The sequence below is a fragment of the Kibdelosporangium banguiense genome, assembly GCF_017876405.1.
Taxonomy (GTDB): Bacteria; Actinomycetota; Actinomycetes; order Mycobacteriales; family Pseudonocardiaceae; genus Kibdelosporangium; species Kibdelosporangium banguiense.
The window spans coordinates 11,771,191-11,795,326 of the sequence record NZ_JAGINW010000001.1 but is presented as its reverse complement, the minus strand read 5'-3'; the positions used below and the strand labels follow the sequence as shown (position 1 = coordinate 11,795,326).

General features: G+C 66.4%; 21 protein-coding genes. 13 read left to right on the top strand and 8 right to left on the bottom strand.

Translation table 11 applies throughout. The annotated features are described in order from the left end of the window. Positions 1 to 29: 29 nt before the first annotated feature. The 3 genes from JOF56_RS52865 to JOF56_RS52855 form a co-directional block, all read right to left on the bottom strand. A complete protein-coding gene (locus JOF56_RS52865; RefSeq protein ID WP_307855684.1) occupies positions 30 to 2,390 on the bottom strand; it encodes a glycoside hydrolase family 84 protein in 2,361 nt (786 codons plus the stop codon). Between the two features lie 121 nt (positions 2,391 to 2,511). Beyond that, entirely contained in the window at positions 2,512 to 3,327 is an 816-nt protein-coding gene (locus JOF56_RS52860) for a peptidylprolyl isomerase (protein WP_307855683.1), read from the bottom strand. Positions 3,328 to 3,422: 95 nt separating this feature from the next. Beyond that, positions 3,423 to 4,556 carry a hypothetical protein gene (locus JOF56_RS52855; RefSeq protein WP_209646980.1) on the bottom strand — a complete coding sequence of 378 codons (1,134 nt, stop codon included), beginning with the start codon at positions 4,554 to 4,556 and terminating at the stop codon, positions 3,423 to 3,425. 154 nt (positions 4,557 to 4,710) lie between these two features. On the opposite strand from JOF56_RS52855, the gene JOF56_RS52850 reads away from it, so the two are divergent. The 4 genes from JOF56_RS52850 to JOF56_RS52835 all read left to right on the top strand — a co-directional run bounded on the left by JOF56_RS52850 (position 4,711) and on the right by JOF56_RS52835 (position 12,148). Further along, on the top strand, positions 4,711 to 5,874 hold the full coding sequence (locus JOF56_RS52850) for a serine hydrolase domain-containing protein (protein WP_209646979.1): 1,164 nt from the start codon (positions 4,711 to 4,713) through the stop codon (positions 5,872 to 5,874). After that, entirely contained in the window at positions 5,871 to 7,028 is a 1,158-nt protein-coding gene (locus JOF56_RS52845; protein WP_209646978.1) for a sensor histidine kinase, read from the top strand. Before JOF56_RS52850 ends, JOF56_RS52845 begins: the two co-directional genes overlap by 4 nt. Continuing rightward, entirely contained in the window at positions 7,025 to 7,687 is a 663-nt protein-coding gene (locus JOF56_RS52840; protein WP_209646977.1) for a response regulator, read from the top strand. Before JOF56_RS52845 ends, JOF56_RS52840 begins: the two co-directional genes overlap by 4 nt. Positions 7,688 to 8,026: 339 nt before the next feature. Next, the gene (locus JOF56_RS52835) at positions 8,027 to 12,148 is read left to right on the top strand and encodes a hemopexin repeat-containing protein (RefSeq protein WP_209646976.1); all 4,122 of its coding nucleotides are present in this window, start codon (positions 8,027 to 8,029) and stop codon (positions 12,146 to 12,148) included. Between the two features lie 357 nt (positions 12,149 to 12,505). Here the strand turns inward: JOF56_RS52835 and JOF56_RS52830 are convergent, their stop codons facing one another. After that, complete coding sequence (locus JOF56_RS52830; RefSeq protein WP_209646975.1) at positions 12,506 to 13,018, bottom strand: PPOX class F420-dependent oxidoreductase; 513 nt, start codon at positions 13,016 to 13,018, stop codon at positions 12,506 to 12,508. Between the two features lie 45 nt (positions 13,019 to 13,063). Here JOF56_RS52830 and JOF56_RS52825 point away from each other — a divergent pair, with 45 nt between their 5' ends. Continuing rightward, positions 13,064 to 13,723 carry a TetR/AcrR family transcriptional regulator gene (locus JOF56_RS52825; protein WP_209646974.1) on the top strand — a complete coding sequence of 220 codons (660 nt, stop codon included), beginning with the start codon at positions 13,064 to 13,066 and terminating at the stop codon, positions 13,721 to 13,723. A 31-nt stretch (positions 13,724 to 13,754) separates the two neighbouring features. Then, positions 13,755 to 14,558 carry an SAM-dependent methyltransferase gene (locus tag JOF56_RS52820; protein WP_209646973.1) on the top strand — a complete coding sequence of 268 codons (804 nt, stop codon included), beginning with the start codon at positions 13,755 to 13,757 and terminating at the stop codon, positions 14,556 to 14,558. A gap of 123 nt (positions 14,559 to 14,681) precedes the next feature. Here the strand turns inward: JOF56_RS52820 and JOF56_RS52815 are convergent, their stop codons facing one another. Next, positions 14,682 to 14,837, bottom strand: a complete 156-nt coding sequence (locus tag JOF56_RS52815) for a hypothetical protein (RefSeq protein ID WP_209646972.1) — start codon at positions 14,835 to 14,837, stop codon at positions 14,682 to 14,684. Positions 14,838 to 14,887: 50 nt separating this feature from the next. Next, positions 14,888 to 15,529: a TetR/AcrR family transcriptional regulator gene (locus tag JOF56_RS52810; RefSeq protein WP_209646971.1), complete on the bottom strand. Its 642-nt coding sequence runs from the start codon at positions 15,527 to 15,529 to the stop codon at positions 14,888 to 14,890. Between the two features lie 59 nt (positions 15,530 to 15,588). Here JOF56_RS52810 and JOF56_RS52805 point away from each other — a divergent pair, with 59 nt between their 5' ends. Next, the gene (locus tag JOF56_RS52805; RefSeq protein WP_209646970.1) at positions 15,589 to 15,933 is read left to right on the top strand and encodes a PNPOx family protein; all 345 of its coding nucleotides are present in this window, start codon (positions 15,589 to 15,591) and stop codon (positions 15,931 to 15,933) included. 1 nt (position 15,934) lies between these two features. Here the strand turns inward: JOF56_RS52805 and JOF56_RS52800 are convergent, their stop codons facing one another. Together JOF56_RS52800 and JOF56_RS52795 are read right to left on the bottom strand one after the other, a co-directional pair. Continuing rightward, positions 15,935 to 16,711, bottom strand: coding sequence for a citryl-CoA lyase (locus JOF56_RS52800; RefSeq protein WP_209646969.1), 777 nt, complete (start codon positions 16,709 to 16,711; stop codon positions 15,935 to 15,937). Continuing rightward, positions 16,711 to 17,856 (bottom strand): CaiB/BaiF CoA transferase family protein, encoded by a 1,146-nt coding sequence (locus tag JOF56_RS52795; RefSeq protein ID WP_209646968.1) that lies wholly within the window; start codon positions 17,854 to 17,856, stop codon positions 16,711 to 16,713. The genes JOF56_RS52800 and JOF56_RS52795 overlap by 1 nt, the downstream gene beginning before the upstream one ends. A 127-nt stretch (positions 17,857 to 17,983) precedes the next feature. Between JOF56_RS52795 and JOF56_RS52790 the strand changes: the two genes are divergently transcribed. From JOF56_RS52790 to JOF56_RS52765, 6 genes are all read left to right on the top strand, one after another. Then, entirely contained in the window at positions 17,984 to 18,844 is an 861-nt protein-coding gene (locus JOF56_RS52790) for a dioxygenase family protein (RefSeq protein WP_209646967.1), read from the top strand. Continuing rightward, entirely contained in the window at positions 18,841 to 19,359 is a 519-nt protein-coding gene (locus tag JOF56_RS52785; RefSeq protein WP_209646966.1) for a DoxX family protein, read from the top strand. The genes JOF56_RS52790 and JOF56_RS52785 overlap by 4 nt, the downstream gene beginning before the upstream one ends. A gap of 5 nt (positions 19,360 to 19,364) precedes the next feature. Then, entirely contained in the window at positions 19,365 to 20,807 is a 1,443-nt protein-coding gene (locus tag JOF56_RS52780) for an amidohydrolase family protein (RefSeq protein ID WP_209646965.1), read from the top strand. Between the two features lie 41 nt (positions 20,808 to 20,848). Then, the gene (locus tag JOF56_RS52775) at positions 20,849 to 21,649 is read left to right on the top strand and encodes an IclR family transcriptional regulator domain-containing protein (protein WP_209646964.1); all 801 of its coding nucleotides are present in this window, start codon (positions 20,849 to 20,851) and stop codon (positions 21,647 to 21,649) included. Between the two features lie 411 nt (positions 21,650 to 22,060). Continuing rightward, positions 22,061 to 23,554, top strand: coding sequence for an Nramp family divalent metal transporter (locus JOF56_RS52770; protein ID WP_245378778.1), 1,494 nt, complete (start codon positions 22,061 to 22,063; stop codon positions 23,552 to 23,554). Continuing rightward, positions 23,554 to 24,078 (top strand): hypothetical protein, encoded by a 525-nt coding sequence (locus JOF56_RS52765; protein WP_209646963.1) that lies wholly within the window; start codon positions 23,554 to 23,556, stop codon positions 24,076 to 24,078. Before JOF56_RS52770 ends, JOF56_RS52765 begins: the two co-directional genes overlap by 1 nt. Positions 24,079 to 24,136 lie beyond the last annotated feature (58 nt).

The window sequence follows — 24,136 nt, the reverse complement described above, 5'->3', positions numbered from 1 at the left end:
CGTTGTCCGATACCGCCAGACGGCACCTCTCAGGTGTCACCCGATCGGCCGAAGACCTGGACTTCGGCCATGTTCAGTTCCTGGGGTGTCGAGGTCGTCAGCCAGACCCGTACGTAGCGTGCGGAGGCGGGCAGATTGATCGTGGTCGGGCGTTCGGCCTGGGCGGTTTCGAGGTGGCTGACCACGCCTGGGGTGGTCAGGGCTTGGCTGAGGGTTGCCGGGAATGGGGTCGGCGATGCCAGTACGTAGTAGTTCCGTACGCGTTCGGCGCAGCAGTCGACGCGGTTGTAGACCCTGATGGTCTCGATGTTGGCGACTGCGCCCAGGTCGACCTGCCACCATGGTTGGACCTCGGCGCCTGATGTGGTCGAGAAGTCGGAGAGGTTGCCGTCCACGGATCGGGCAGCGGTGTATTCCGGTGCGTAGTCCGAGATCTGGGTCGCCTGCTTGCCCTGGGAGAGGTTGGTCAGGGGGATCTGGCCGCTGAACTCGTCGTGTTTGGCGCGTACTCGGTCGAGGAAGACGTCGATCACGCCGTCGCCGATCTGGACGACGCCTTCGACGCGGTTTTCGCCTGGCACTGAGCGGATCTTGCCTGCCGCGCTTGCCTGGGTGTCCATTCGTCGGCGGGCCTGGGCGGCTGCGGCGCGGTCGCCTGCGGCGATCGCGTCCAGTGTGTTGAGGCCGCTGTTCATGGCGCCTGCCCACAGTTCGGTGGCGTCCAGCCAGTTCGACGCGTCGCTGAGGAACGCCTTGTCGCTCACTGAGGCCCGGATTGCCGTCGGGGCCTGCGTCATGCGCTGGACGTACGCTCGAAGCCTGGGATCACCGGCCCAGAACGAATCCACCAACGCGCGGAGCGCGGGCGCCTGCGGCTGCCACGGTTGTGGGCCGAAGGTCGGCGCGAGATGGTTGAGGTCAAAGAAAAGCAGCAGTGCGTCGGGGTTGGCTGCCGACAGGTACTTCGCCGCCTGCGTCCAGCTGACGTCACGGTTGTAGGCGCGGTCGTTCCACATGAAGTCGGCCATGGTGAAGATGGCGACCTTGCTCGCCGCGGCCTGGTTCATCGGGTTCGCCACGATGCCCGCCAGGTGATCGGACAGCCCTGCCTCACGATGGTCGTACGGCGCGAGCAGCAACCGGCCGGCGGCCTGGGCGTAGTCGTTCACCGGGTAGTTGTCCCAGACGAAGACGTTGCGCCCGAACAGTTGCGAGGCACTGCGCGCCTGGGCGACGGTGATGCTGGGCGGAATGACGTCCGTCCCGGTCCACATCACCAGCACAGCGGGGTCGAGCGTCGTCCGGATCACCTGCTTGTACGCGGTGTCGGTGAGGTCGCCGTACTCGGTCGGGACCATCTGCAGCGGATACGAACCGGGGTGGGTGGCGAGGAAATTCCGCTGTACGTCGTTGAGCAGCGAGACCTGGGCCCGGGCGGCCGCCGCACGCCCCGGCGATCCGTATGTGGTCTGATCGGCCGTGCAGTTCCAGCGGGTGTAGCTGATGTCGTCCAGCGGAATGGAGAAGGCACGCACGCCGAGGTCGTACATCGCTTGCAGCTTGCGGGTGAGTGCCGCACGGTCGGACTGACTTGAGTAGCAGATGGAAGTCCCGGGCGAGATCGCGTACGTGAACCGGACGTGGTGGGACGCGGCCACATCGACCAGTTGGTCGAGTTCGGCGAGCTTGGCCTGCGGGTACGGATCACGCCAGCGATCGCGGTGGTAGGGATCGTCCTTGGGCGCGTAGATGTAGGTGTTCGCCTTGACGTCGCCGTAGAAAGCGAGCTGGTCAAGCCGCTCCTGGTGGGTCCAGGGCGAGCCGTAGAAGCCCTCGATCGTGCCGCGCAACGGCATGGCGGGGTAGTCGCTGATCGTGACCCCGGCGATGTGCCGCCGGTACGGGCTTCCCACGAACAACTGCCGCAAGGTCTGCACGGCGTAGTACTGACCGGCCGGGTCGGTGCCGCCGAGCGCGACGGTGCCGACCAGTGATCCGTGTCGGCTGGTGACGGCGATCGCGCTGCCTTCGGGGTGCTGGGGGACCAGCGTCCGGCCTAGTGCCGATGCGATGTCCGGCCGATCGGCAGGTCCTAAGTGGATCGTCAGCGGGGTGCTGCCCGAGGCGTTGGCGCGGACGTTGACACTGCGCACACCCTGCTGGCGCAGGACGCTGTCGAGCAGGCTGAGCGCGGCCGGATCGGTGGCGGCCGTGGCGACCACTTCCACCTGGCTGCCCACGACGATGTCCGGGCCGCTGCGGCGGATGTCCTGCGGTGCCGGTGTCACCTGCGGGACCGGCCCGGATTCGGCGGCCTGGACCTGGGTCGCGGCCGCCATGGTGAGCGCCAACGTTACGGAGACGAGGAACGGAACCGTTCTGCTGCGCACGCGACCTCCAGGATCGGCTGGACCTGATCACCTCGATTCAGTGTCACAGCTGATCCCGCCGGACGGCTTCCGCCAAAAGGACTGTTATTGTCCAACCGGTCGGCTAATCCATAAGGGACTGTCAGCCCGCGGTCGTGGCCTGCTGGATGTTGATCGGTGTGTTCGGTTTGCCGTCCTCGGGCCCCAGGCTGTCCGGCCCGGCGCTGACACCGCCCGCGGCCACCTTGTCGATGACCGCCTGGGCAGGGGCGCTGTAGGCGCCGAACACGGAGTAGTTCGGGGGCAGCGGGGTGTTGCCGTACACCAGGAAGAACTGGCTGCCGTTGGTGCCGGGACCGGCATTGGCCATGGCCACGGTGCCGGTCGGGTAGGTCACTCGCTCCGCGTCGATTCGTTGCAGGTCCTTGGGCAGTTCGTCGCCGAACTTGTAGCCCGGCCCGCCTCGGCCGGTTCCGGTCGGGTCGCCGCACTGCAGCACTTTGAACTCGGCAGCCGTGGTGATCCGGTGGCAGGGCGTGCCGTCGAAGTACTTCTTGCCGACCAGGAACAGGAAGCTCTGCACGGTGCAGGGCGCCTTGGCGCGGTCCAGGGCCAGTGCGATGTCACCCTGGTCGGTCTTCAACGTGACCTGCACGGTTCCGCTGGACTGGGCCTTGCCGTTGGTGGGCTGGCCGACGTCCTTGGCCGCGGGGTCCTCGGGCATTCGCGAGTATGAACACGTGGCCGCTGAGGGCAGCGCGTCGGTGGTACGAGGAGTGGCCTTCGTCGAGCCTCCAACAGCAGTACCCGCGGTTTGCTCGGCCGGCCACAGCAGCCAGGCCGCGACTCCGCCCAGCGCGACCACCACCGCCACCACAACCCCGATGATCAATCCTGTTCTGGATTTCGCGGGCGGTGTCGTCCCGGAGTGAGACGGCTGTTGCGGCGGATACGTCACTACGACTCCCTGGGGCTCACTTCGTCCGGCCGGATCATGGTACGGCCTGGGCCTGGGAGCGGGCCGCACTGCGACGCACCCGCTCCCGTGCCCTGTCACCAGGGGAAGGTGGCTGCCTCCACGTGGGCGCTGGCGGGGTTGAAGTAACTGAGCATCAGCTGGCTGCTGGTGGACAGCTGCACGTGCCCGGTCAGCGCGCGGCAGAGGTCGTTGCCCGCACCTCCCGAGCAGGGGACTTTCCCTGTGCTGCGGCGGGTCCACGGGCCCGCCGGGCTGGTGGCCTGCCAGAGTTCGAAGCCACCGGCCACGTCCTTCTGCACGATGGCGATGAAGCCGCGGCCCACCGGGCTGAAATCGTGCATGGAGACTGCCGAGGGCGCGGACGCGATGACATTGCGCGCGTCCGCGGGTTTGTTCGACGTACCGCCTTGGGTGTTGGTGTACCAGACGTACGCCGAAGACGAGCGCCACGACTGAGGGTTGGCCGGTACGCGTGCGGCGTAGGTGTTTCCGGTGGCACACACCCCAGAGAACCAACTTGTGCACTCGTAGCCGTACAGGTACAGATTCCCGCCGGAAATCACTGGCGAGCCAAGGATTTGCGCGGCCGGGAGCTGTGTTCCCGTGGTGGACATGACAGTCGTCCGTGCCAGAACGGTGTTGGTCGTGGGGTTGTACTCAGCGATTCCGTAGCGCTGGGTGAGGAAAGGTGTTGCGGTGTTTGTGACACACAGGTCGGAGTACGTGATCAGCAGGTTGCTCGACGCCGGGTCCCGGGTCAGGCCGGTGATCCAGGAAGCCGGGTACTGGGTGGTGTTCGGTGTGCACGGCTGCCCTGCTGGGTTGAGCAACCCGGTGGGAGTGGGCAGGAACTGTTCTGGGCCACCGTTGTAGGGCTGAGGACGTGGCGCTCCGGGCGGTGTCGGTAGTTCATTCAGTTTCGTGGGTACCAGACCGGCGGTGTGCGGCCCGACTGCCGCGGTGGAGCCGGTGATGAAATGCCCGCCGTTGAAGTCGTTCCACGCGGTGTCGCAGAAGAGCCAGAAGCTTTGGTTGCCCGCCAGCGACTGGGAGTAACCACAGTCCCGGTTCAGGCTGACGCCCCAGTAGGTCTCGAAGTTGGAGGTGACTTTCGCGGGCGGGGCGACATCGGCGGCGGCGACCGCCGGACTGACCAGAAGCGCCACGACTGCGGCTAAGGCCGCCCTTGCCATATTTCGTCTTCGCACCAGGCATGTCCTTCCATGATCATGTCGGATCACGCGACCATACCGGCGATCTCCCTCTCTCGGGGGAGATCGGGATTGGCTCTGTCCGGCGATGTCCCCGGCACCTCTGAAGATCAGGATTACGCCCGTCGACCTGATCGAAGGAGCCTTCACCATGAATGTTCGTACTGCCACCGCTGCGGCCCTGATCATCGCTGCCCTGGCCGGCGCTTCGCCTGCGATCGCGGCGCCTCTGCGGACTGCACACTCCTGCGAGGCCGCGCGGCCACTCGACACGACTGCGCTGCAAGTGGCGATCGCTGGTCTGCTAAGCGCAGACGTGACTGCGGCGCTGGTCCGTGCCACCGGGCCGGACGGGTGTTGGGAATCCACCGCCGGAACGGTGGACCGGCGCACCGGGGCTGCTGTCCCGCAGGAGGCACGGTTCCGGATCGGCAGTGTCACCAAGGTGTTCACGGCCGTTGTCGTGCTGCAACTGGTCGCCGAACACCGCATCGAGCTGGACGGCGCTGTGCAGCGGTACCTTCCCGGGCTGCTTGCGCAGGGCTACCCGACGGTGACTGTCCGGCAGTTGCTGAACCACACAAGCGGCTTGCCCAGCCCGGTGATCTCTGACGAGAGCGTGGAATACCAAGTGGCGCACCGGTTCGACAGCTGGACCCCGCAGCAGTACGTCGACGCGGCGTTCAAACAGGAGCGTGAGTTCGACCCGGGCACGAAACAGCAGTACCGCAACATCGGCTACATCATCGCCGGCATGCTGATCGAGAAGGTGACCGGCAACAGCTACGAGCACGAGGTCCGTGACCGGGTCATCCGGCCGCTGCGGCTGACCGGGACCTCCGTGCCCGGCGACGATCCGGGCCTCTGTGGTCCGCACGTACACGGCTACCAGGTGATGAGCGACGGCACGCTGCGTGACGTGACTCGCTGGAACCAGTCCTTCGGCTGGGCGGCCAGTGCGATCATTTCCACCACCCGTGATCTTGACGTCTTCACAGAGGCACTGCTGGGCGGGCGGTTGCTGGCGCCGGAGGTTCAGCGGGAGCTGTTCATCGTGCCCGCCGTGCCCGATGTCAGTGGCAAGGCCGCGAGCTACAGCGTTGCGTTGCAGCGGTTCAAACTGCCTGGCGTCGGTGAGGTCTGGGGCAAGAGCGGCAGTCGGTACGGCTATCTCGCGGGCATCGGCGGAACAGTGGATGGCACGCGACGGCTCGCGTACGGCATGACAGCGAACGACGCCAGGAACGGTGACAACCCGACGCCGATCACCCAGCGGATCGTGCTCGCCGGGATGACGCTGTCCGCACGCGCATGACCTGGCGTGCGTCGGGCGCAGGCGAGGAGGCAAGATCACGTCTTGTGTTCATGCGCCTGGGCACCTTGCCGGCGGCCGGTGTCAATGTGGCCCTGGCTGCGGTCGCGTTGGTGGCTGGGCTGTGGCCGTTCTTCTCCCGGGCCAATCCCATTGGTGTGCCGTGGCATTGGTGGGGTTACGTGGTTGTAGTCGTGGCTGCGGCGGCTGTGTTGTGGCGGCGGCGCGTGCCAGTCGTGGTGCTGCTTGTGAGTCTGGCCGCGGCAGGTGCTTACGACCTTGCAGGGAGCGTTCCGGCACAACCTGTGTGGTACGGCGTGTTGGTCGCTATCTACACCGTCGCCACTCGGTCGGCGCCGGTGCCGCGGGTGATCATGCTGGTGCTCACGGTAGGCGGCAGCATGCTGACCGCGTCGTCGGAAACGGCTGTCCGTAGTGGAATCCTGTTCGTCGCCGCCTACGCGATCGGCCGGGCCACCACTGTTTCCCGGGCACACGCCGAGTTCCTTGAGCACGAACGGATCGCCGAGGCCGAGCGGGCAGCTGCTCGTGAGCGGGCCAGGATCGCCCGCGACATGCACGACATCCTGTCGCACGCGGTCAGCCTCATGGTCGTGCAAGCGGAAGCGGGTCCAGTCGCGCTGCCCGCCAACCCTGCCCGGGCCGAGGCGGCGTTCGACGCCATCGCCTCGGCCGGTCGGGACGCGATGGCACAGCTGCGCCGTATCCTCGTTGTGCTCAAGGAAGATGACGGTCCGCACGCCCCGCAACCCGCCCTCGGAGACCTTCCAGCCTTGGTCGAGCAGGTCTCGCAGGCCGGCCCAGCCGTCACACTGGAGGTCTCCGGAGATGCCGGCACACTGCCGGCGGACGTCGAGGTCGCGGCGTACCGGATCACCCAGGAAGCCCTCACCAACATCGTCAAACACGCGGACGCCCGGCACGCCGATGTCCGCCTTCACCGGCAGGACAACACTTTGACCATCGAGATCAGCGATGACGGCCGCGGTGCGGGCAGTCCGGCCCCTGGCGGCCACGGCTTGATCGGCATCCGGGAACGGGCCACGGCCTGCGGCGGCACCGTGACAGCGGGACCACGCCAGGACGGCCCAGGCTTCCGGGTCCAGGTCTGCTTGCCGGCCGGGGGCCTGGCGTGACCGTGCGGGTAGTCGTCGCCGACGACCAGGAACTGGTGCGGGCCGGATTCGCGATGATCCTCGATGCCCAGCCCGACATCGAGGTCGTCGCCGAGGCGGCCGACGGCGTCGAGGCAGTCGAGGCGGTCCGTGCCCACGAGCCGGACGTGCTGCTGCTCGACATCAGGATGCCAAGGATGGACGGCATCGAGGCGGCGAAGATCGTGCGCGCCGAGACCGCCTGCCGGGTCCTGGTGCTTACGACCTTCGACCTTGATGAGTACGTGTTCGAGGCACTGCGTGCGGGCGCCGGCGGGTTCCTGCTCAAGGACGTTCGTCGCGACGACCTCGTCCAGGCGGTGCGGGTGGTGGCGGCAGGCAACGCGCTGCTTGCTCCGACGGTCACCAAGAAGCTGATCTCCGAGTTCACGTCGCGTCCGGCCGCGGCACCCACGCCGTCACCCGCACAGCTGGAGGTGCTGACCGGGCGGGAACGGGAAACCCTGGCGATGATGGCCCGTGGGTTGTCCAACGCCGAGATCGCGCAGGCCATGGTGGTCAGCGAGCACACCGTGAAGACGCACGTGAGCAACGTGCTGAGCAAGCTCGGTCTGCGTGACCGGATCCAGGCGGTGATCCTCGCTTACGAGACCGGCGTCATGACGCCTGGCCGGTCGTGAGGCCGAATCTGTTCGGGCGCTTGTGCTGTGGCATTCAGAGTATTCGCGGATTCCTTCCAGGTCCGTAGTTTCGAACACGCTCAGAAAATTTTGCAGAGGGCCCGTAACGGGTTCTGCCGGGCGGCCGACTGTGTGGGCGTTGGGCTCCTTCTAGTCGATCTGACCATGCGATTCTGACCGGGAAAGCGCAGAACTGGAGACGGTTACCCGCAGGCGGGCGATCACTTGAGAAAGACTTGAGCTTCGAGTGTGATCGGGCCGGCTTCTCCCTGGTGCTCTTTTCTGGTTTGCCGCTGTGCGTCGACGCGGGGCGAGCGGGGTTGGGCATGTGGAGGAACAGTGTTGCGAGACGAATCGACGCCCGGTTACGAGGACCTGTTCGGTGAGCCGGCCTTCAGCCTGCACGACGACGCCCGGTCGGTGTACTCGCCGGCGGCGTACCTGGTTGAGCTGCTTGCGTTGCTGGACAAGGACTTTGTCCGCTCACCGCTGGACGGGCGGCGGCCGGATCTGAAGGCGGTCGTGCTCGACGCGGAGAACACGTTCACCGAGACGCCGTATCTGGACATCGTCAACGAGATACTCGAGCGGTTGGTCGGAAATGCGCCGTACACCGCTTTGCGAAACCGCAGGCATCCATTCGGGCTGCCGTTCTCGTTACCGGCTGTGCGGCTCACGCGCTACTTACCTCAAATCCAGCTCAAGTCTTCGGAGTTTTATCAGCTCTTCGCTCCTGCGGCCGATCATGACGTCGCCGCCCGCGAATGGCTGGAGATGTCACCGGAAGACGTCGCGGTTGTCACGACCCTCTCGGAAACGGAAGCCGTGCTCAAGTCGCTTTATGGTCTGGCGAACGCCGAATCGTTCGAACAATTGCGCGGTACCGAGCAGTTCGCCGAGGCGTGCGGGCTGACCGGCGTCCAGATGCAGGAGCTGATCGAGGCCAGTCCGGGCGTCACGCTGAGTGCGGACGGAAAGAGCCTGCAGTGGGGCGCGTCGGTGCCGATCGACTGGCTCGACCGCACGCACCGGTTCGTCCGGCTGGCCCGGATGACCGGATTCGGGTTCGCCGATCTGCGCCTGATCATCGACTCGTGCTGTGGCGGCCGGATCACCCTGGCCGCGCTGCGGTCGCTGGCGATCGTGACGCGCCTGCAACAGGTGCACAGCCTTACTGTCAAGGAGATCTGCCGGTTGGTCGTGTCGGTCGAATCCGACGAGGTGCGGGGCTGCTCCGGCGACATCCTCGCCGATCGCAACAAGGACTACCGGTTGCGGCTGGCGGCCTGGATCGACGTGCCGGAAAGCGAAATCGCCGCTGTCGTCCGGCGCTACCGCGAGCGGTACCGCGCCGCCGAGCCCAGTCCCTTCGACCAGGGCGACATCGGACTGCCCGCGATCGGGCTGCTGCACCGGTGCGGCCATCTCGCGAGCACACTGGGCATCAGCGTGGACGAGTTGTTCGACGTGCTGGTCGCCTTGGACAGCGAGCCATCGCTGCGGCGCTACACGACTTTCGCCGTGCTGGGCGAGGTGGACCCCGAGCGGCGCGACGCCTTCGAGATCCTCGCAGGCGGCGATCCCACCGAAAGCCTGTGGCTGGCTCAGACCCTGTTCGCGGTGGTCACCTGGATGCAGGCCGCCGGGCTCGCCGGCCAGGAACTGACCGGCATCCTCGGCGGGCGCCCGGACCCCGGCGGTGGCAGGCAGGACTTCGTCGACGGCATCAACCAGGCTTTCGAACCGGTCGCACACGCCCCGGCGCTTTTCGAGGGCGGCCGCTTCAGCGAGCGCGCGGCCCAGGTCATCCACGATGTCCTTACCGAATACGGCGAAGGTGTCGTCTCCGCGGCGGATGGCCGGTTGCTGGATCTCGATCTGTCAGTGGCCGCGGCCGCTGCCTACAGTGCCGTCACCGACCTTGGTGTGGTTGTCGCCAAGGACTTCCGCGGTCTCGGTCTCGGCGAACGCCTGCAGGCCAAGATCTTCGGCAACCTCGTGATGCTCGGTCATCTCGACGCCGATGGCACGCTCACGATCGAGACCACCGATGGGCTGACCCTCGCCACTGATTTCACCGCGTACAGCGAGACGCTGTTCAAGGCGATCGGAGCCGTCGTCAACGGCACCGCGTCGTTCTTCCCTTCCGACCTCGCCGGGATCCCCGATCTGCCCGAGGAACACCGGGTCGAGCTCTACGACAACCTGATCTACAACGGCTACCTCGACCAAGACGGCGTCATCGCCGACCCGGGCTTCTTCATCGAACCGGACAACGCTGGGCTCTTCAGGATCAACGCCGGCCTGGCGGACGCCACCGAGGCGGTGATCGCTTTGCTGGCCGAACGAATCACCCGGTTCAGCTCCGACGCGTTGCCGATCGACCTTGAGATCTTCGCCGAACTCCGGTTCACCGATGCCCAGCTGACAGCCTTGGCCGAGAGCCTGACGTTCAACGGCTACCTGGACGAGCACGGCGGCTACCGGGACAAGCCGGCCCTGGCCGCCTTGGCATTGACCGACTTCGGCCTCGCGCTGGAGTTCTACCCGCAGCGGCGGGCGATTCTCGACGCCGTCCAGGCTCAGATCAAGGCGTTCGAGACCGGGCTGCGCACGTTCACCGTCGAGGATTTCGCCGCTCTGGCCGACGATGTCATGAGCCGCCGTGTGATCGTCGATCACCTCGATGCGGGTCTTGACCGGGCCGGGTTCACGGCCGCCGAACAGAGCATCGTCCTGCGGCAGATCCAGGTGATCCGGCAGGATCAGGCGCCGTACCGGCTCGACCCGGCCGCCCTCACCGCTCTGGGGTTCACCGTCGAGGAACGTGACACACTGCTGGCTCTGCTCGTCGGCGCCGGATACCTGACCGAAGACCTTGCGGTGGCTGAGGAATGGCTGCCGTACTTCCGGAACGTCAACAGCGCCTACGACTTCGCGCTCACCAGCCTTGAGGACCACAGCACCGACATCTTCTTCCTGCTGCACGCGGTCGCTGTCGAGCTGGCAGCGGCCGTGAACGAGATCGTGGACTCGCTGACAGTCCGAGCGCTGCAACAGAAGCAAGCGCTTTACAGCGCGTTCGGCGACCTCTTCGGGGTCCCGGCCGACGCTGCCGCCGCGATCTGCGAAGCCGTGACGGGCGGTCCGGCAGAGGCCTTCGACGCCCTGGTGGCGCCCGTGCTCGGCGCCGAGACATGGCCCGCCGACGCGCGTTTGCGGCTCACCCATCGCCGCGTCCGGCGGTTCGCGCTGCTGGCGGCGAAGCTCGGCCTCAGCCCCGCCGAGATCACCGCGGTCTTCACCGACCAGGACCTGGTCGGCAAGTTCCCGGAGAACCTGACGCTGCCGCCGGGCGTCCGCCGGTTCGACGCGTTGCTGGAGACCAGCTACAACACTGACAACAAGGTCCTTGTCTTCACCGGGGACACGTACTGGACCTACGCTGCCGACACCTGCACGCTCACCAGCCAGAAGGCGGCCCAGCTCACCGAACTCTCGGCCAGGTTCCAAGGGCTGACCGAGATCGACGCGGCCTTCCGGCTGCCGACCGGCGAGGAATGGATCGTCGGCCACACCCAGGACGGAACCTCGCGCGCCTTCACCCGGCAGCCCGGGGGCACCAGGTGGGCACCGGCCGACCAGACCTGGGGCAAGATCAAGAACAACTTCACCGACCCGGCACGGATCGACGGCGCGTTCGTCGACACCGACGGCCGGACCTATCTGTTCAGTGGCGATCAGTACATCCGGTACTCGTCAACGAACTACACCTACGTGGACGAGGGCTACCCGCGGCCCGTCACGGAATGGCAAGAGCGCGAAGGGATCGACAGCATCCCCAGCGGGCCGCTCGACGCCTTCCAAGCACCGGACGGCACGATCCATGTGCTCACCGGCGCGACCGGTTGGGGCCGGGTGCGTAACACGTTCGAACACCTGGAGAAGCTCGATGCCGCGCACACCGACGGATCCGCGGTCCAGCTGTACTCCGGCGGCCAGACCGTCCAGTATTCCGACAGCATCGAGAAAGGAGCCGGGCACAAAGCTGCCGGACACAGAGCTGTCCTGGAACTACGCCAGCGAACGGGAGATCCCGACCAAACGGGAGATCGCCGAGAGCACGAAACCGGTACCCGATCCCCGGACCGTCGACAAATGGCGGACAAGTCTCGCTTTGCCCAGACAGGACATGACCAAGCCGGCCGCCCTCGACGATGCCGGGAAGATCGGGGCTCTGCTGGACCGATGGCCGGTCTACTGGCTGCAACCCGACTACAAGGAGGCCAAGGGACTCCAGGAGTCGCTTGCCGGCAGCAAGCAGGACACGGCCGTCATGCAGGCGGGACTGGCGAACCTGCTGGAGCAGAGCGAACGCCAGTCGATCATCAGCGATGCGCTCAAAGCGCCCGATGGCCGCCAGGTCCTCGCCATTGTCGCCGGCGACCCCGCGCGTCTTGAAGCGGTCTGCCTCTGGCAGGTCGTCACTGCCACCGACAAGCCGAAAAGCAGTGATCAGGATATCGCCACCTGGAACAAGGGCTGGAAGTCCATGTACATATCGGAGCTCACCAGCGCGCCATGGAACGTCGGATGGCCGACAGGGCAGACCGGGGTCAACGGTGCCGCCCGCGCGTTGATCGAGGCCGCGAAGGCCAAAGCCGTCAAGGAGGGATTCGACGGCATCGGCCTGACCGGGCTGCTCAACAACCTCGACTTCTACCGGAAGGTGGGTTTCAAGGCCCGGGACGGGGGCCTCGCCATGGTCATGAACTTGAAGTAGTCACGTCCGACCCCGGCAGCCGCGGTCTGCCGGGGCTACGGTTCGTCCAGGAACGCGCTGGTCGTGCCGCCGAGGGGCATCGCGGGCAGGCCGAGCTTGCGGTGGTCCCAGGAGCGGACTCGGACCGGGTCGACACGCACGACGATTCGCTTGTTCATCATCGCCTCCACGAATGGGCGGGTCTCCTCGGTGTACGGCCCTTGATATCGCTCGTACACATTGATGCCCGCGGCCCAGTACTCGTCGTCGGCGGTGTCCTCGATGAGGTGGGCCGTGCCCTCCACCGAGACCCCGCGCAGCTGGTCATAGGTGTCGCCGGCTTCGACCATGCACACCACGGTCGGGTCGCGGCGCAGGTTCACGGCCTTCTGGGACTTGGCCTTGGTCTCGAAGTAGATCCGGCCGTCGAGGTAGCCGAACCACATGGCCACCAGATGCGGGACGCCACTCGGGCCGTTGGTCGCCAGGGTGGCCACCCGGCTGCGGCTGAGGAACTGGGTGATCTCGGCCTCGGTCATCCGCACCGTTGCCCGCTGGTTTGTGCCCACTCGCTGACTCTATCGCCTGATTCAATCAATTGATAGAGTGTGTGGATGGCGACCGGCACGGCTGACCAGACCGCAGTGCCGACCGAGCAGCGGCTGGTCGCGGCGGCCGAGAAGCTGTTCGCGCAGAAGGGGATCGACGCGGTCTCGTTGCGCGCGATCATGGCCGAGGCCGATACCAACGTGGCGTCCGTCCACTATCACTTCGGGTCCAAGGACGCGCTCGTCAAAGCCGTCATCGCGCACCGCGGCCGGGAGATCGCCCGTCAACGCGGGCGGCTGCTGGACGCCCTCGAAACCGCACCTGACCCGACTGCCCGCCGGCTCGCCGAGGCCGTCGTCCGCCCCATCGCCGATGCCGACGCGGCCTGGGTCCGCTTCATCTCCGGCATCATCGCGACCGGCCACCCCGCGATGAAGACCGTGGCCAGGGGTTTCGCCCACCAAGGGCGCAGAAGCACCGCCCTGCTGGCCCGGATCTGCCCGGCCGTGCCGCCTGCCACGATCAGGTTCCGCCTCGCGCAGGCCATGACGCTGGCCTTCCACGTCCTCGGCGACCTGGACAACGCCCAGGGCATCCTGGCCCTCAGCGGCGCCCCGTCCACCCCGGATCAGATCGTCGAGCAGTTGCTGGACGTGATCACAGCGATCCTCGCCGGCCCACCGGAGCAGGGACACCTTCATGCGGGATCCGGCGATCGGCTCTGAAGCCATCGGCCCTGGAAGTAAGGTGTCCCATGTGACCAGTGGCAGTCGGTCGGCGACCATCGTGCGGGTGTTCGACGCGTTGCTCGACGGCAAGGACAACTACGAGGCAGACCGGGCCGTTCGGGACCGGTTGCTGCGCCTCGACCCGTCGTTCGCATGCGCGGCCTGGGACATGCGCGCCTTCCTGGCTCGAGTGGCCCGCTACCTCGCTGGTCAGGCGGGTATCAGCCAGTTCCTGGACTGCGGTCCGGCACTGCCGGTCGGCGAGAACACGCACGAGATCGCCCTGCGGCTCAACCCCGAATCCTCGGTGGTCTACCTGTCGGCCGACCCCCTCGTACTCGCCTACGGCCGCGCGCTGCTCGCCGACAACGACCGCACCCACATGGCCAAGGTCAACATCACCCGCGCGGAGACGATCTTCGCCGACCCAGTGGTCGGCAAACACATCGACTTCGACCGCCCGGTGGCCATGATCCACGTGGGCACCCTGCACCACTACCCCGACCGCTTCGACCCCTGGCAGGCGATTGCCGACTGCGTCGAGCGCTTCGCCTCAGGCTCGTACATCGTGCTGGGCCATATGGTCGATCCCGGCCCCGGCCATGAACTCGCAGATTTCCCAGCCCAGGTGAGCGAGATCTACGCCGACGCCGTCGACGGCTACGGCGCCTGGTTCCGCCCACTCGACCGCGTCAAAGCCATGCTGGACGGCCTGGAGATCCTCGAACCCGGCTTCGTCCCGATCGCCGACTGGTGGCCCGACGGCCCCCGGACCCGCCCGCAGAGCCCCATCCAACGCCTCTTCATCGGCGCCGTCGCCCGCAAACCCTAGAGCACGTATGAGGCGATCATCTTGCCGAGATGTGCGATGTCCCGGGGATTGCACGGAGCGAGCTTGAAGACGGACGCCTTCTCAAAATCGATCATGCCGCAACCCTGGAGGCTCCGGCGACCGCTAGAAGATCGCGATGAGTAACACGATCACCGCGACCGCGATGACGATCGACAGGATCGGTATGCCGCCGTGTGAGCTGCGGTGATGGCTGCGGACTGTGGTGGTGCGAAACCAGCTGCCCGGCACGTGCCGACGGTGGCGGCGAACCCAGGCCATGTCTGCCTCCCTTGTCTGCTTGTCGAAGGGAGTACCCAGAAGTGGGGTGGTCATTCGGCTGGGTGGTGCAGGACGTCCAGCAGGTTGAGGTGCACGGGTGGTGGCAGTGATTCGGCGTTGTCGGCGCGCAGGGAATGGAGCAGGAGTGCGACAAGCCTGCGAGACGCGGCCACGGCTGAGTTTGCTGAGCTGGTGACTATGCCGCGGTTTGCCATCAGAAGCAGGATGAGGTCGTCGGGCACGAAGTCGGGGCGTAGCCGCCCGATTTGCTTGGCGCGTCTGATCAGTTCGGTGAAACCCTGGATTGCGCGGTCGCGTTCCCGTTCTATGTCGGCTGCGTGGGGGAAGGTGGCGACGAATGCTGTGCTGAAGCCTTGGTCGGCTGCCTGCAGGGTGCAGACCTTCTCGATCACTGTGCAGAATCCGCGCCATGGGTCGGGGTCGGCCAGTGCGTCGTCCACGACTGACACGCAGGTCGCGAACTGGTCGGCGAAGACCTCGGTGACAAGCGATTCCTTGGTGGGGAAACGGCGGTAGAGCGTCGCGACTCCCACGCCTGCGTGCCGGGCGATGGCGGCCATCGGCACGTCGAGCCCGCGTTCGGCGAACAGGTCGCGGGCGACCTCGACGATCCGGTTGCGGTTGTGCAGCGCGTCGGCGCGTAGCTTCAAGCGAGAGGCCTCAGTGCTCATGCCTCTCACTTTACGGTCAAGTGGATGGGGTATTCCACTTGCCGTGTAGCTTGGGTGCTGTGAAATCGCTGCCTAAGAAGACGGTCAACCGTGTCAATGCCTGCGTGAGCACACTGCGGTCGTCCCGTAGGTTTGGACGGCTGGTGAGCAAGCGCCTCACGATCGTCACCTACACGGGACGGCGCTCCGGGCGTACTTTCAGCACGCCCGTTGCCTTCCGTCGGGTGGACGACATCGTCACGATCGGCGTCCAGATGCCTGACGCCAAGAAGTGGTGGCGCAACTTCCTTGCGGAGGGCGGCCCGATTTCGCTGGAACTGGACGGAATCGACCGCGCCGGGCATGCGATCGCCCGGCGCGACGACAAAGGACGCGTGACAGTCACCGTGCGGCTGGAAGACTGAACTACTCCGGGGTCACATAACGGGCGTTCCGGTCCACGGCCATGTAAATGTCACGCGCGACGGGCTCGCGTAGTTCTTCCGCGATGTGTCCGAGCAGACCGGCAGCACGGGCGAGCAAAGCGAAGCCGCGCAACAGCTCCACCGGCAGCCCGAGATCGGCCAGTGCGGCGCCGCAGACGCCGGCGCCGTTGAGAGGCAGTGCCCGACCGAGTACTTCGGGCGCCGCACGGCCGATTGCCTCGAACAGAGCCAGATGCGGCCCGTACAGGCCTTCCTCACGCGCGATCCGCAAGATCACCGGTGTACGCGGGTCCTGTTCTTTGTGGACTGGGTGGCCGAGACCGGGAACCAGCTTGCCCGCTGCCTTGCGTTCGGTGAGTGTCTTGTGCGCCAAGGCATCCCACTCCTGGTCGGTCGTGGGCGGCGGGTCGGCCGAGGCCAACGTGTCCGCGAGGAAACGGCCGGTGTCCTCGGTGACGCCCAGGAACCGCGATCCGCCGCCGAGCAGGCCCGCTGCCAGCGCTCCCTGGATTGAGTCCGGTGCCGACAGCAGGGTCAGACGGGCCGCGATGGCTGTCGGGGTGAATCCGTGATCGGCCAAGGCGACCAGGACTGTCTCGAACACCCGTACCTCGCCTGGGCCTGGGCGGCGCCGGGTGACCAGCCAGAAGGCGAGTTCGCCGAAGCCGACCTGGCCCATCAGGTCCTCGGCCAGGTCCTGGCCGAGCAGCGTGATCCTGGTGGCATCCGACGTGCCGAGGCCGGTGGGATACGTCATCAGTGGGACTCCTCAAGCCATGCGCGGATCTCGGCGCCGTGTTCGTCCAGAGTGGGCGGTGGCAGTATGTGCCGGACCTGGCTGGCGCTGAAGGTGATCGGGTTGCGGATCATCGGCAGGTCGTCGTCGCCGACCGCGACCACGGGGTCCAGTCCCAGGTCTTCGGCGAGCGCGACGCCCGCGTCCACGTGGTTGATCGGACCACACGGCACGCCCGCGGCGGACAGCTGTTTGAACCATTCGTCAGCCGGACGTTGTTTGAGGCGCGCGACAAGCAGCGGCCTGAGCTCCTCGCGGTTACGCGTGCGAGCTTCGTTCGAGGAGAATCGTTCATCAGATGGCAGGTGCGGCAGGTCCAGTTCGGCGCAGAGTTTGCGGAACTGGCCGTTGTTGCCCGCGATCACGATCAGATCCTTGTCCGCGGTGGGCAACGGTTCGTACGGGAACAGGCTCGGGTGCGCGTTGCCCATCCGGTGTGGCACCACGCCACCTGACACGTAGGCCGACGTGTGGTTCACCAGCGCCGACAGGGCCGACGACAGCAGGTTGACCTCCACATGCTGCCCGGCGCCTGTGGCATTGCGATGGTTCAGGGCCGCGAGCACGCCGATGGCCGCATGCATCCCGGTCATCACGTCGAACACGGAGATTCCCGCGCGATACGGCGGCCCGTCCGCGTCGCCGGTGAGGCTCATCAGCCCTGACGCCGCCTGGACGAGCAGGTCGTAGCCGGGCAGCGAAGCGCCCGCCGCGGTGCCGAAACCGCTGATGGACGCGTAGATCAGCTTCGGATTGCGGCTGCTGACCGTCTCGTAGTCCAGGCCGAACCGGCGCAGGCCACCCGGTTTGAAGTTCTCGATCAGGACGTCCGCCCGGGCCGCGAGCTCCTGGGCGAGCCGCAGATCCCCGGGGTCGGCGAAGTCCAGTGCGACGGAACGCTTGTTCCGGTTGATCCCCAGGTAGTAGGTGGACGTCCCGTCCCGGTCCGGTGGCACCCAGGTCCGTGTGTCGTCGCCGCCCGGCGACTCCACTTTCACGACCTCGGCCCCCAGGTCGGCGAGCAGCATCGTGGCGTACGGGCCAGCCAGGATCCGGGAGAAGTCGGCGATCAAGAGCCCGTCCAGGGCGCCGCGTGCAGTGGTCATCGCTCCCCATCTCGGACATGTGTCCGTTCCGTGGATGTCCTACGTTAGTCGATTGAGGGCTTGCTTCACCACGCGCTCGGCACAAGAATGTACGCACAGCGGACCATCGTCCGGAGCGAGGAGACCGATGGCTTTCGTCACCGAGGACAACATCACTGAACTCGCGGCCGAGCGCTGGGGCACGGCCCACCAGCCTCGTACGGCCGAACTGCTCACCGCGCTCGTGCGGCACCTGCACGCGTTCGCCCGGGAGATACGGCTCACCGAGCAGGAGTGGGCGGCCGCCATGGACTGGCTGGCCGCGGCCGGGCAGATCTCCGACGAGAAACGGCAGGAGTTCATCCTCACGTCCGACGTGCTCGGGCTGAGCATGCTCGTCGTCCAGCTCAACAACCAGTTCTCCGGCAAGGCGACGCCGGCGACCGTGCTCGGGCCGTTCCACATCGACGGCTCCCCGCCCGTGGAGTCCGGGCACGACATGTCCGAAGGCATCCCAGGGACGCCCCTGTTCATCACCGGAACGGTCTCCGACGTCGACGGAAACCTTTTGCCAGGAGCGATTCTGGACGTATGGCAGGCCGATACGGACGGTGCCTACGAGGCCCAGTTGCCCGACATCGACGAAGCCCGGCTGCGCGCGAAGTACCGCGCCGCCCCGGACGGCAGCTACTGCGTGCGCACAATCGCCCCGCTCGGCTACGCGATCCCGATGGACGGCCCGGTCGGTGCCCTGATCAGGCAGACCGACATCAGCTACTTCCGGCCCGCGCACATCCACTTCCTGCTCGACGAGCCCGGCCACCGCAAGCTGATCACGCACCTGTTCCAGGAGGGATCGCAGTACCTCGACAGCGACGTCGTGTTCGGCACCAAGGACGCGCTGGTGATCCCGTTCGCCGAGAAGCCAGCGGGCCCGGCACCCGACGGGAGTGACATCGACCGGCCCTACCTGCACGCCACCTTCGACTTCGTGCTCGAGAAGTCATGAGTGCCCTCGGGGCGTTGCTGCTCCGGCTGCTGCTCGCCGGTCTGCTGTTCGGTCACGCCACACAGAAACTGTTCGGCTGGTTCGGCGGCACCGGTCCCGCGGGCACGGGCGAGATCTTCGAGAAATGGGGATTCGTGCCGGGCCGCCGGATGGCTGTGCTGGCCGGATGCACCGAACTGCTTGGCGCGGCCTCCATCGCGGCGGGCTTTCTGACGCCAGGTGGCTGCGCGGTCGTGATCGGCACGATGACGGTCGCGGCCGTTGCCACCGCGCCGAACGGTTTCTGGGCTCAGAAAGGCGGCTGCGAGGTGCCGTTCTGTTACGGCGCGCTGGCCGTTGTCGTCGGCTTCGGCGGTCCAGGCGAATGGTCACTGGACCACGCGTTCGGCCTCACCGCGCTGGCCGATCCGTTGTGGGGACTGGCCGCGCTGGTCGTAGGCCTGGCCGCAGCCGCAGTGCCTCTCACCATGCGTGCCCGCGTACTGCGGTCCCGCGGCTCAATCACAAAGAGGTGAACCAGATGCAACCTGGCAGACCGATCCTGTTCCGCAATGCCACAGTGCTGTCCATGGACCCGGCCATCGGTGTCCTGGAGGGGGGCGATGTCCTGGTCCGGGGCGAGCGGATCGAGCAGGTCGGACGCGAGCTGCCGGCTCCGGACGACGCGGAGGTCATCGACGCGACCGGCGGGATCCTGATGCCGGGCATGATCGACACGCACCGGCACATGTGGCAGACCGCGCTGCGTGGGTTCGGTGCGGACTGGACGCTGACGCAGTACTTCGTCTTCTACTACCTCAACTGGGGCAAGATCTTCCGCCCCGAGGACATCCACGCGGGCAACCTGCTGTCGGCGATCGAATCGCTGGACGCCGGTGTCACCACGACCCTGGACTGGTCGCACGGCCTGCAGACGGTCGAGCACGGCGACGCGGCGGTGGAAGCACTTCGCTCGGTACCCGGCAGATTCGTGCTCGCGTACGGCAATCTGCTCGGCGCGCCCTGGGAATGGTCCAACTCGGCCGACTTCAGATCCTTTGTGGACAGGAACTTCGGCTCGCGGGACGACATGCTCGGCCTGCAGATGGCCTTCGACGTCACCGGTGAAGCGGCCTTCCCGGAGAAAGGCGCTTTCGAGGCGGCCCGTGAGCTCGACCTGCGGGTGACCACCCACGCCGGAGTCTGGGGCGCGACGACCGACGAGAGCATCCGGCTGATGTGGGAACACGGCTTCATGACGCCGGGAGTCACCTACGTCCACGCCAGCACCCTCAGCCCGGACTCCTACCAGCGGATCGCCGCGTCCGGCGGGTCGGTGTCCATCGCGACGGAAAGCGAGCAGAGCGCGGGCCAGGGCTACCCGACGAGCTGGCAGCTGCGTAAGTACGGCATTCCCGCGTCACTGTCGATGGACACGAGCGTGTGGTGGAGCGGAGACCTGTTCTCCGCCATGCGCGCGACCCTGTCCGCCGACCGGTCCCGTGAACACCTCGAAGCCCAGACGGGCAGTGAAACCGTTGTGCACAACCAGCTCCGCGCCGAGCATGTGGTGGAGTGGGCGACCATGGGCGGCGCCAGGGCACTCGGCCTCGACGACGTCATCGGCTCGCTCACCCCGGGCAAGAAGGCCGACATCGTCCTGGTCAAGAACGACCGTTCACCCACGATGTTCCCGATCCTGCACCCGTACGGCCACATCGTCTTCCAGGCCGGCCGCGGTGACGTGCACACCGTGCTGGTCAATGGCAAGGTGGTGAAGTACCAGCACGAGCTGGTCGGCATCGACCTCGCCAAGGCCCGTAGCGCCGTCACGGCCACAGTGGAGTACGCCCAGCGGGAAATCGGGCCGCAGGAATGGCATTCGTGCATGAACCCGGAGATCCAGCAGACCGACGTGATCCCCAACCCGTACACGTACTCCGACTACCAGGGCGAGGGCGTCGCGGTGAAGAGCGACTCGTGATCGGTAGTCTGGCAGTCCAGTAGGTCGTGGAAGGACAACGGATGCGGCGGGACACCAGCCCGGATTTCATCGAGGCCCTCGCGCGGGGGCTCGATGTGCTGCGTGGGTTCGAGCCGGGCAGGCCCCGCATGACGCTGAGCGAGGTCGCCGCCAAGGCAGGTCTGGCCCGACCCACCGCCCGCCGCATCCTGATCACGCTCGAGTCGTTGGGCTACGTCCGCTCCGAGGACGCCGGGTTCTCGCTCACCCCGCGTGTGCTGGAACTCGGCATGGCCTACGTCGGCTCACGCAATCTCTGGGAGCTCGCGGAGCCGCATCTGCGTGACCTCGTGGCCCACACCAACGAGTCGTGTTCCATCGCTCAGCTCGACGGCTCCGACATTGTTTACGTCGCCCGGGTCGCCGTACCGAAACTGGTGGCCCTGTCGGTGACCATCGGTACCCGCTTCCCAGCCGTGCAGACCTCGCTGGGCAAAGTGTTGCTCGCCGCGCTCGACAAGGACCAGCTCGACGAGCTGCTCGCCACACCCAGCAGGTCGGGCATCGGTCCACGCTGGAGCCCGGCCCGTGACGAGCTCGACGAGGTTCTCCGCGACGTGCGCGCCAAAGGATGGGTCGCGACCGACCAGGAACTGGCGCTCGGCATCCGATCGGTCGCCGCGCCCATCCGCAACGGCCACGGCCACACGATCGCGGCGGTGAACGTCAACGCCCACGCCGCCGAAACCTCGATCGACCACCTCGTCGAGCATCATGTGCCGCTGCTGCTGCGCACCGCGGGCGCGATCAGCGCGGACTGGGCAGCCTGGGAAGCCCGGCCCATCGCGGCCACCGCAGGCTGACCGTTCCTCTACAGTGGACCTGATCGTCCGGTTGCCGCGGCGTTGCGCGCGTTGCGGACACGGTCCGGATTGACCTACAGACAGTGCCGGCCTCGATAAATGACACACAAAATAGTCCTTTATGGGTGGTCGATGTCCGCCTTGCGTTCGGTAATCCGTTAACGTGAAAGGCATTTCATTGGATGATCCCTGTCCTGGACCGTGGCCAGTCTGTGATCTGTGAGCCCTGGCACATTGTTTGCCCGCAGGCCTAAGGTGTTCGCCGGGTTGATCGCGTGAGTGGTGCGGCAGAGAGGTGACTGGAGAAACGCACCGGCGAATCGATGTTCGCCGGGCGTGTTGTGGCGCGCGTTTGTTCTGGGGAAAACCACGGCGGGCTTCAAATCGAGATTCCTCAAGGGAGAGGGCCAGATGGAGACCTCGAACATCCGGAGTGCCGGCCCGCCGTTACCCACGGCTGGGCAGAGGGTGTGGCGAGCGGGCCGCCGGCTCGATCCGATGCCCATTCGCACGCTGCCCGAGGCGCCACCGGCGATGCATCTGCTCGGGCCGACGGTTTTCCTGGTCGCGCTCGGTGTCGGGATGGGCGAGTCGTACATGTGGCCGAGGCTGGTGCTGGTCTTCGGCCCGGAGATCAGGTGGCTGTTCCTGATCGGTGTGACGTTGCAGGCCGTGGTGATGCTGGAGATGGCCCGTTATGCGATGGCCACGGGCGAGAGCATCTTCACCGGTGCGGCCCGTGTGTTCAAACCGATCATGTGGTTCTTCTTCGTTGTCGCGATCATGGTCTACATCTGGCCGGGCCATCTGTCGGCCGGTGCCGGGGCTCTGGAAGAGATAACCGGCATACCGTGGGTCGTGACAGCCTGCGTTGCCTTGATCGTGGTGGGCATTCTGTTCAGCCTCGCCAGGGTCATCTACAACCTGCTGGAGAACGTGCTGGCGATCCTGATCGGGCTGCTGGTCGTGGGTACGGCCGTGATCGCCTCGATGGTCGGCAACTGGGACGACCTCGCGTCCACCGTCACCGGCATGTTCAGCTTCGGGTATCTGCCTTCCGGCGTGCTGACTGATGCCTGGTTCCCCGTTGTGGTCGGCGCAATCGCTTTCGCTGGGCCGTCGGGTATGCAGCAGATGTGGTACACGCTGCATCTGAGGGACAGCGGCGCCGGTATGGGCGCCTACGTGCCGAACGTGCGCGGCCTGCGGCACGCGGGTGACGAAGAGCGAATGCCCAGCCATGGCTTCATGTTCGACACCGACAACCCCGACGAGATGCGCAAGTGGCGCGGCTGGCGCCGCTGGGTCACCTTCGACGCCCTGCTTCTGTTCTGGGGCATCACGATGCTCGTCACCATCTCGTTCACGGTGCTGGCTCAGTCCGCGGCCCGGGTCAGCCCGAAGGTCCGGGTACTGATCGAATCCGGCGAACGGGAAGCCGCGTTGTCGGCGATGTCGGACGCGTTCTCCGCGGCCGGCGGTACGGTCATCGGCGCTGTCTTCTATGGATTCATCGCCCTGATCGGTCTCAACGCGACACTGAGCCTGTTCGACTCGTTCTCCCGCGGCCAGGCGGATATGACGTACTTCTTCGTCAAGGGCGCCAGACGGTTCAAGATGTCGCACCTGTACGCCGGGTTCCTCTGGGGCGTCATCACGTTCGGCATCCTGATCCTGCTGTTCGGCCCGATGGACGGCCCAGGCGCGATACTGGACATCCTGGCATTCCTCTCCACGTTCGCCATGGGCGCCTACTGCGTCGTGTTGTTGCTGGTGAACAACAAGATGCTGCCGAAACCGATCCGGCCGAAGTGGTACACGAACCTGATCATCGGCTTCGGCGCGGTGTTCTACCTCGGGATGCTGTTCTACTCCCTGTTCCGCTTCGGAGTGGTGGTCGGCTGATGACGAAATACCGGATGGCGGAGCTGGGCCTGCCCGGTTTCGCGGTCGGCTTCATCGCGGGCACAGTGGCGGGCGCCATGGCTTTGGTGGTCGGTCAGCCCATCGGCTGGGCGTTGGTCACAGCGGTCACGCTCGCCGTGCCGCTGGGCCTGCTGGGCGCGGGCTACAGCCTGCTGGTGGCCTTCGGCCGGGTGCGTCTCGGCGGATTCGCACCCGCCTTCCTGTTCTGGTTGTTCGCCTTTCCCTTGGCGCGGCTCCTGCAGGAAGTCCTGACCCGCCTGGTACTGACCGGCAAACCAGGTTTCCCGCCCCAAGCCTGGGGATTCCTGGCGTTCCAGGCGATCATCAGCGCGGGATTCGCGATCGGATTCCTCTGGATGCACGAACGCCTGGCACCACGCTGGTGGCACCGGATAGCCGACCACAACCCCACCGCACGCAGGGTCTACGAGCGCTATGCCGCACACGCACACGTCATGTGGGAGGCCCGTGCCCGCAGGCGGGCGATGAGCAACTCGCGCTGACGGGTTCCCCACCGTTCGGGCCGGAGCCCGAACGGTCTCTGTGGCTTGCGTCGTCGCC

What these genes read in the sequence shown, in the direction of transcription:
- JOF56_RS52850 (WP_209646979.1), top strand. Translation starts at nt 4,711, where the DNA reads ATGAATGTTCGTACTGCCACCGCTGCGGCCCTGATCATCGCTGCCCTG.
- JOF56_RS52845 (WP_209646978.1), top strand. Translation starts at nt 5,871, where the DNA reads ATGACCTGGCGTGCGTCGGGCGCAGGCGAGGAGGCAAGATCACGTCTT.
- JOF56_RS52825 (WP_209646974.1), top strand. Translation starts at nt 13,064, where the DNA reads ATGGCGACCGGCACGGCTGACCAGACCGCAGTGCCGACCGAGCAGCGG.
- JOF56_RS52815 (WP_209646972.1), bottom strand. Translation starts at nt 14,837, where the DNA reads ATGGCCTGGGTTCGCCGCCACCGTCGGCACGTGCCGGGCAGCTGGTTT.
- JOF56_RS52810 (WP_209646971.1), bottom strand. Translation starts at nt 15,529, where the DNA reads ATGAGCACTGAGGCCTCTCGCTTGAAGCTACGCGCCGACGCGCTGCAC.
- JOF56_RS52800 (WP_209646969.1), bottom strand. Translation starts at nt 16,711, where the DNA reads ATGACGTATCCCACCGGCCTCGGCACGTCGGATGCCACCAGGATCACG.
- JOF56_RS52795 (WP_209646968.1), bottom strand. Translation starts at nt 17,856, where the DNA reads ATGACCACTGCACGCGGCGCCCTGGACGGGCTCTTGATCGCCGACTTC.
- JOF56_RS52790 (WP_209646967.1), top strand. Translation starts at nt 17,984, where the DNA reads ATGGCTTTCGTCACCGAGGACAACATCACTGAACTCGCGGCCGAGCGC.
- JOF56_RS52785 (WP_209646966.1), top strand. Translation starts at nt 18,841, where the DNA reads ATGAGTGCCCTCGGGGCGTTGCTGCTCCGGCTGCTGCTCGCCGGTCTG.
- JOF56_RS52780 (WP_209646965.1), top strand. Translation starts at nt 19,365, where the DNA reads ATGCAACCTGGCAGACCGATCCTGTTCCGCAATGCCACAGTGCTGTCC.
- JOF56_RS52775 (WP_209646964.1), top strand. Translation starts at nt 20,849, where the DNA reads ATGCGGCGGGACACCAGCCCGGATTTCATCGAGGCCCTCGCGCGGGGG.
- JOF56_RS52770 (WP_245378778.1), top strand. Translation starts at nt 22,061, where the DNA reads ATGGAGACCTCGAACATCCGGAGTGCCGGCCCGCCGTTACCCACGGCT.
- JOF56_RS52765 (WP_209646963.1), top strand. Translation starts at nt 23,554, where the DNA reads ATGACGAAATACCGGATGGCGGAGCTGGGCCTGCCCGGTTTCGCGGTC.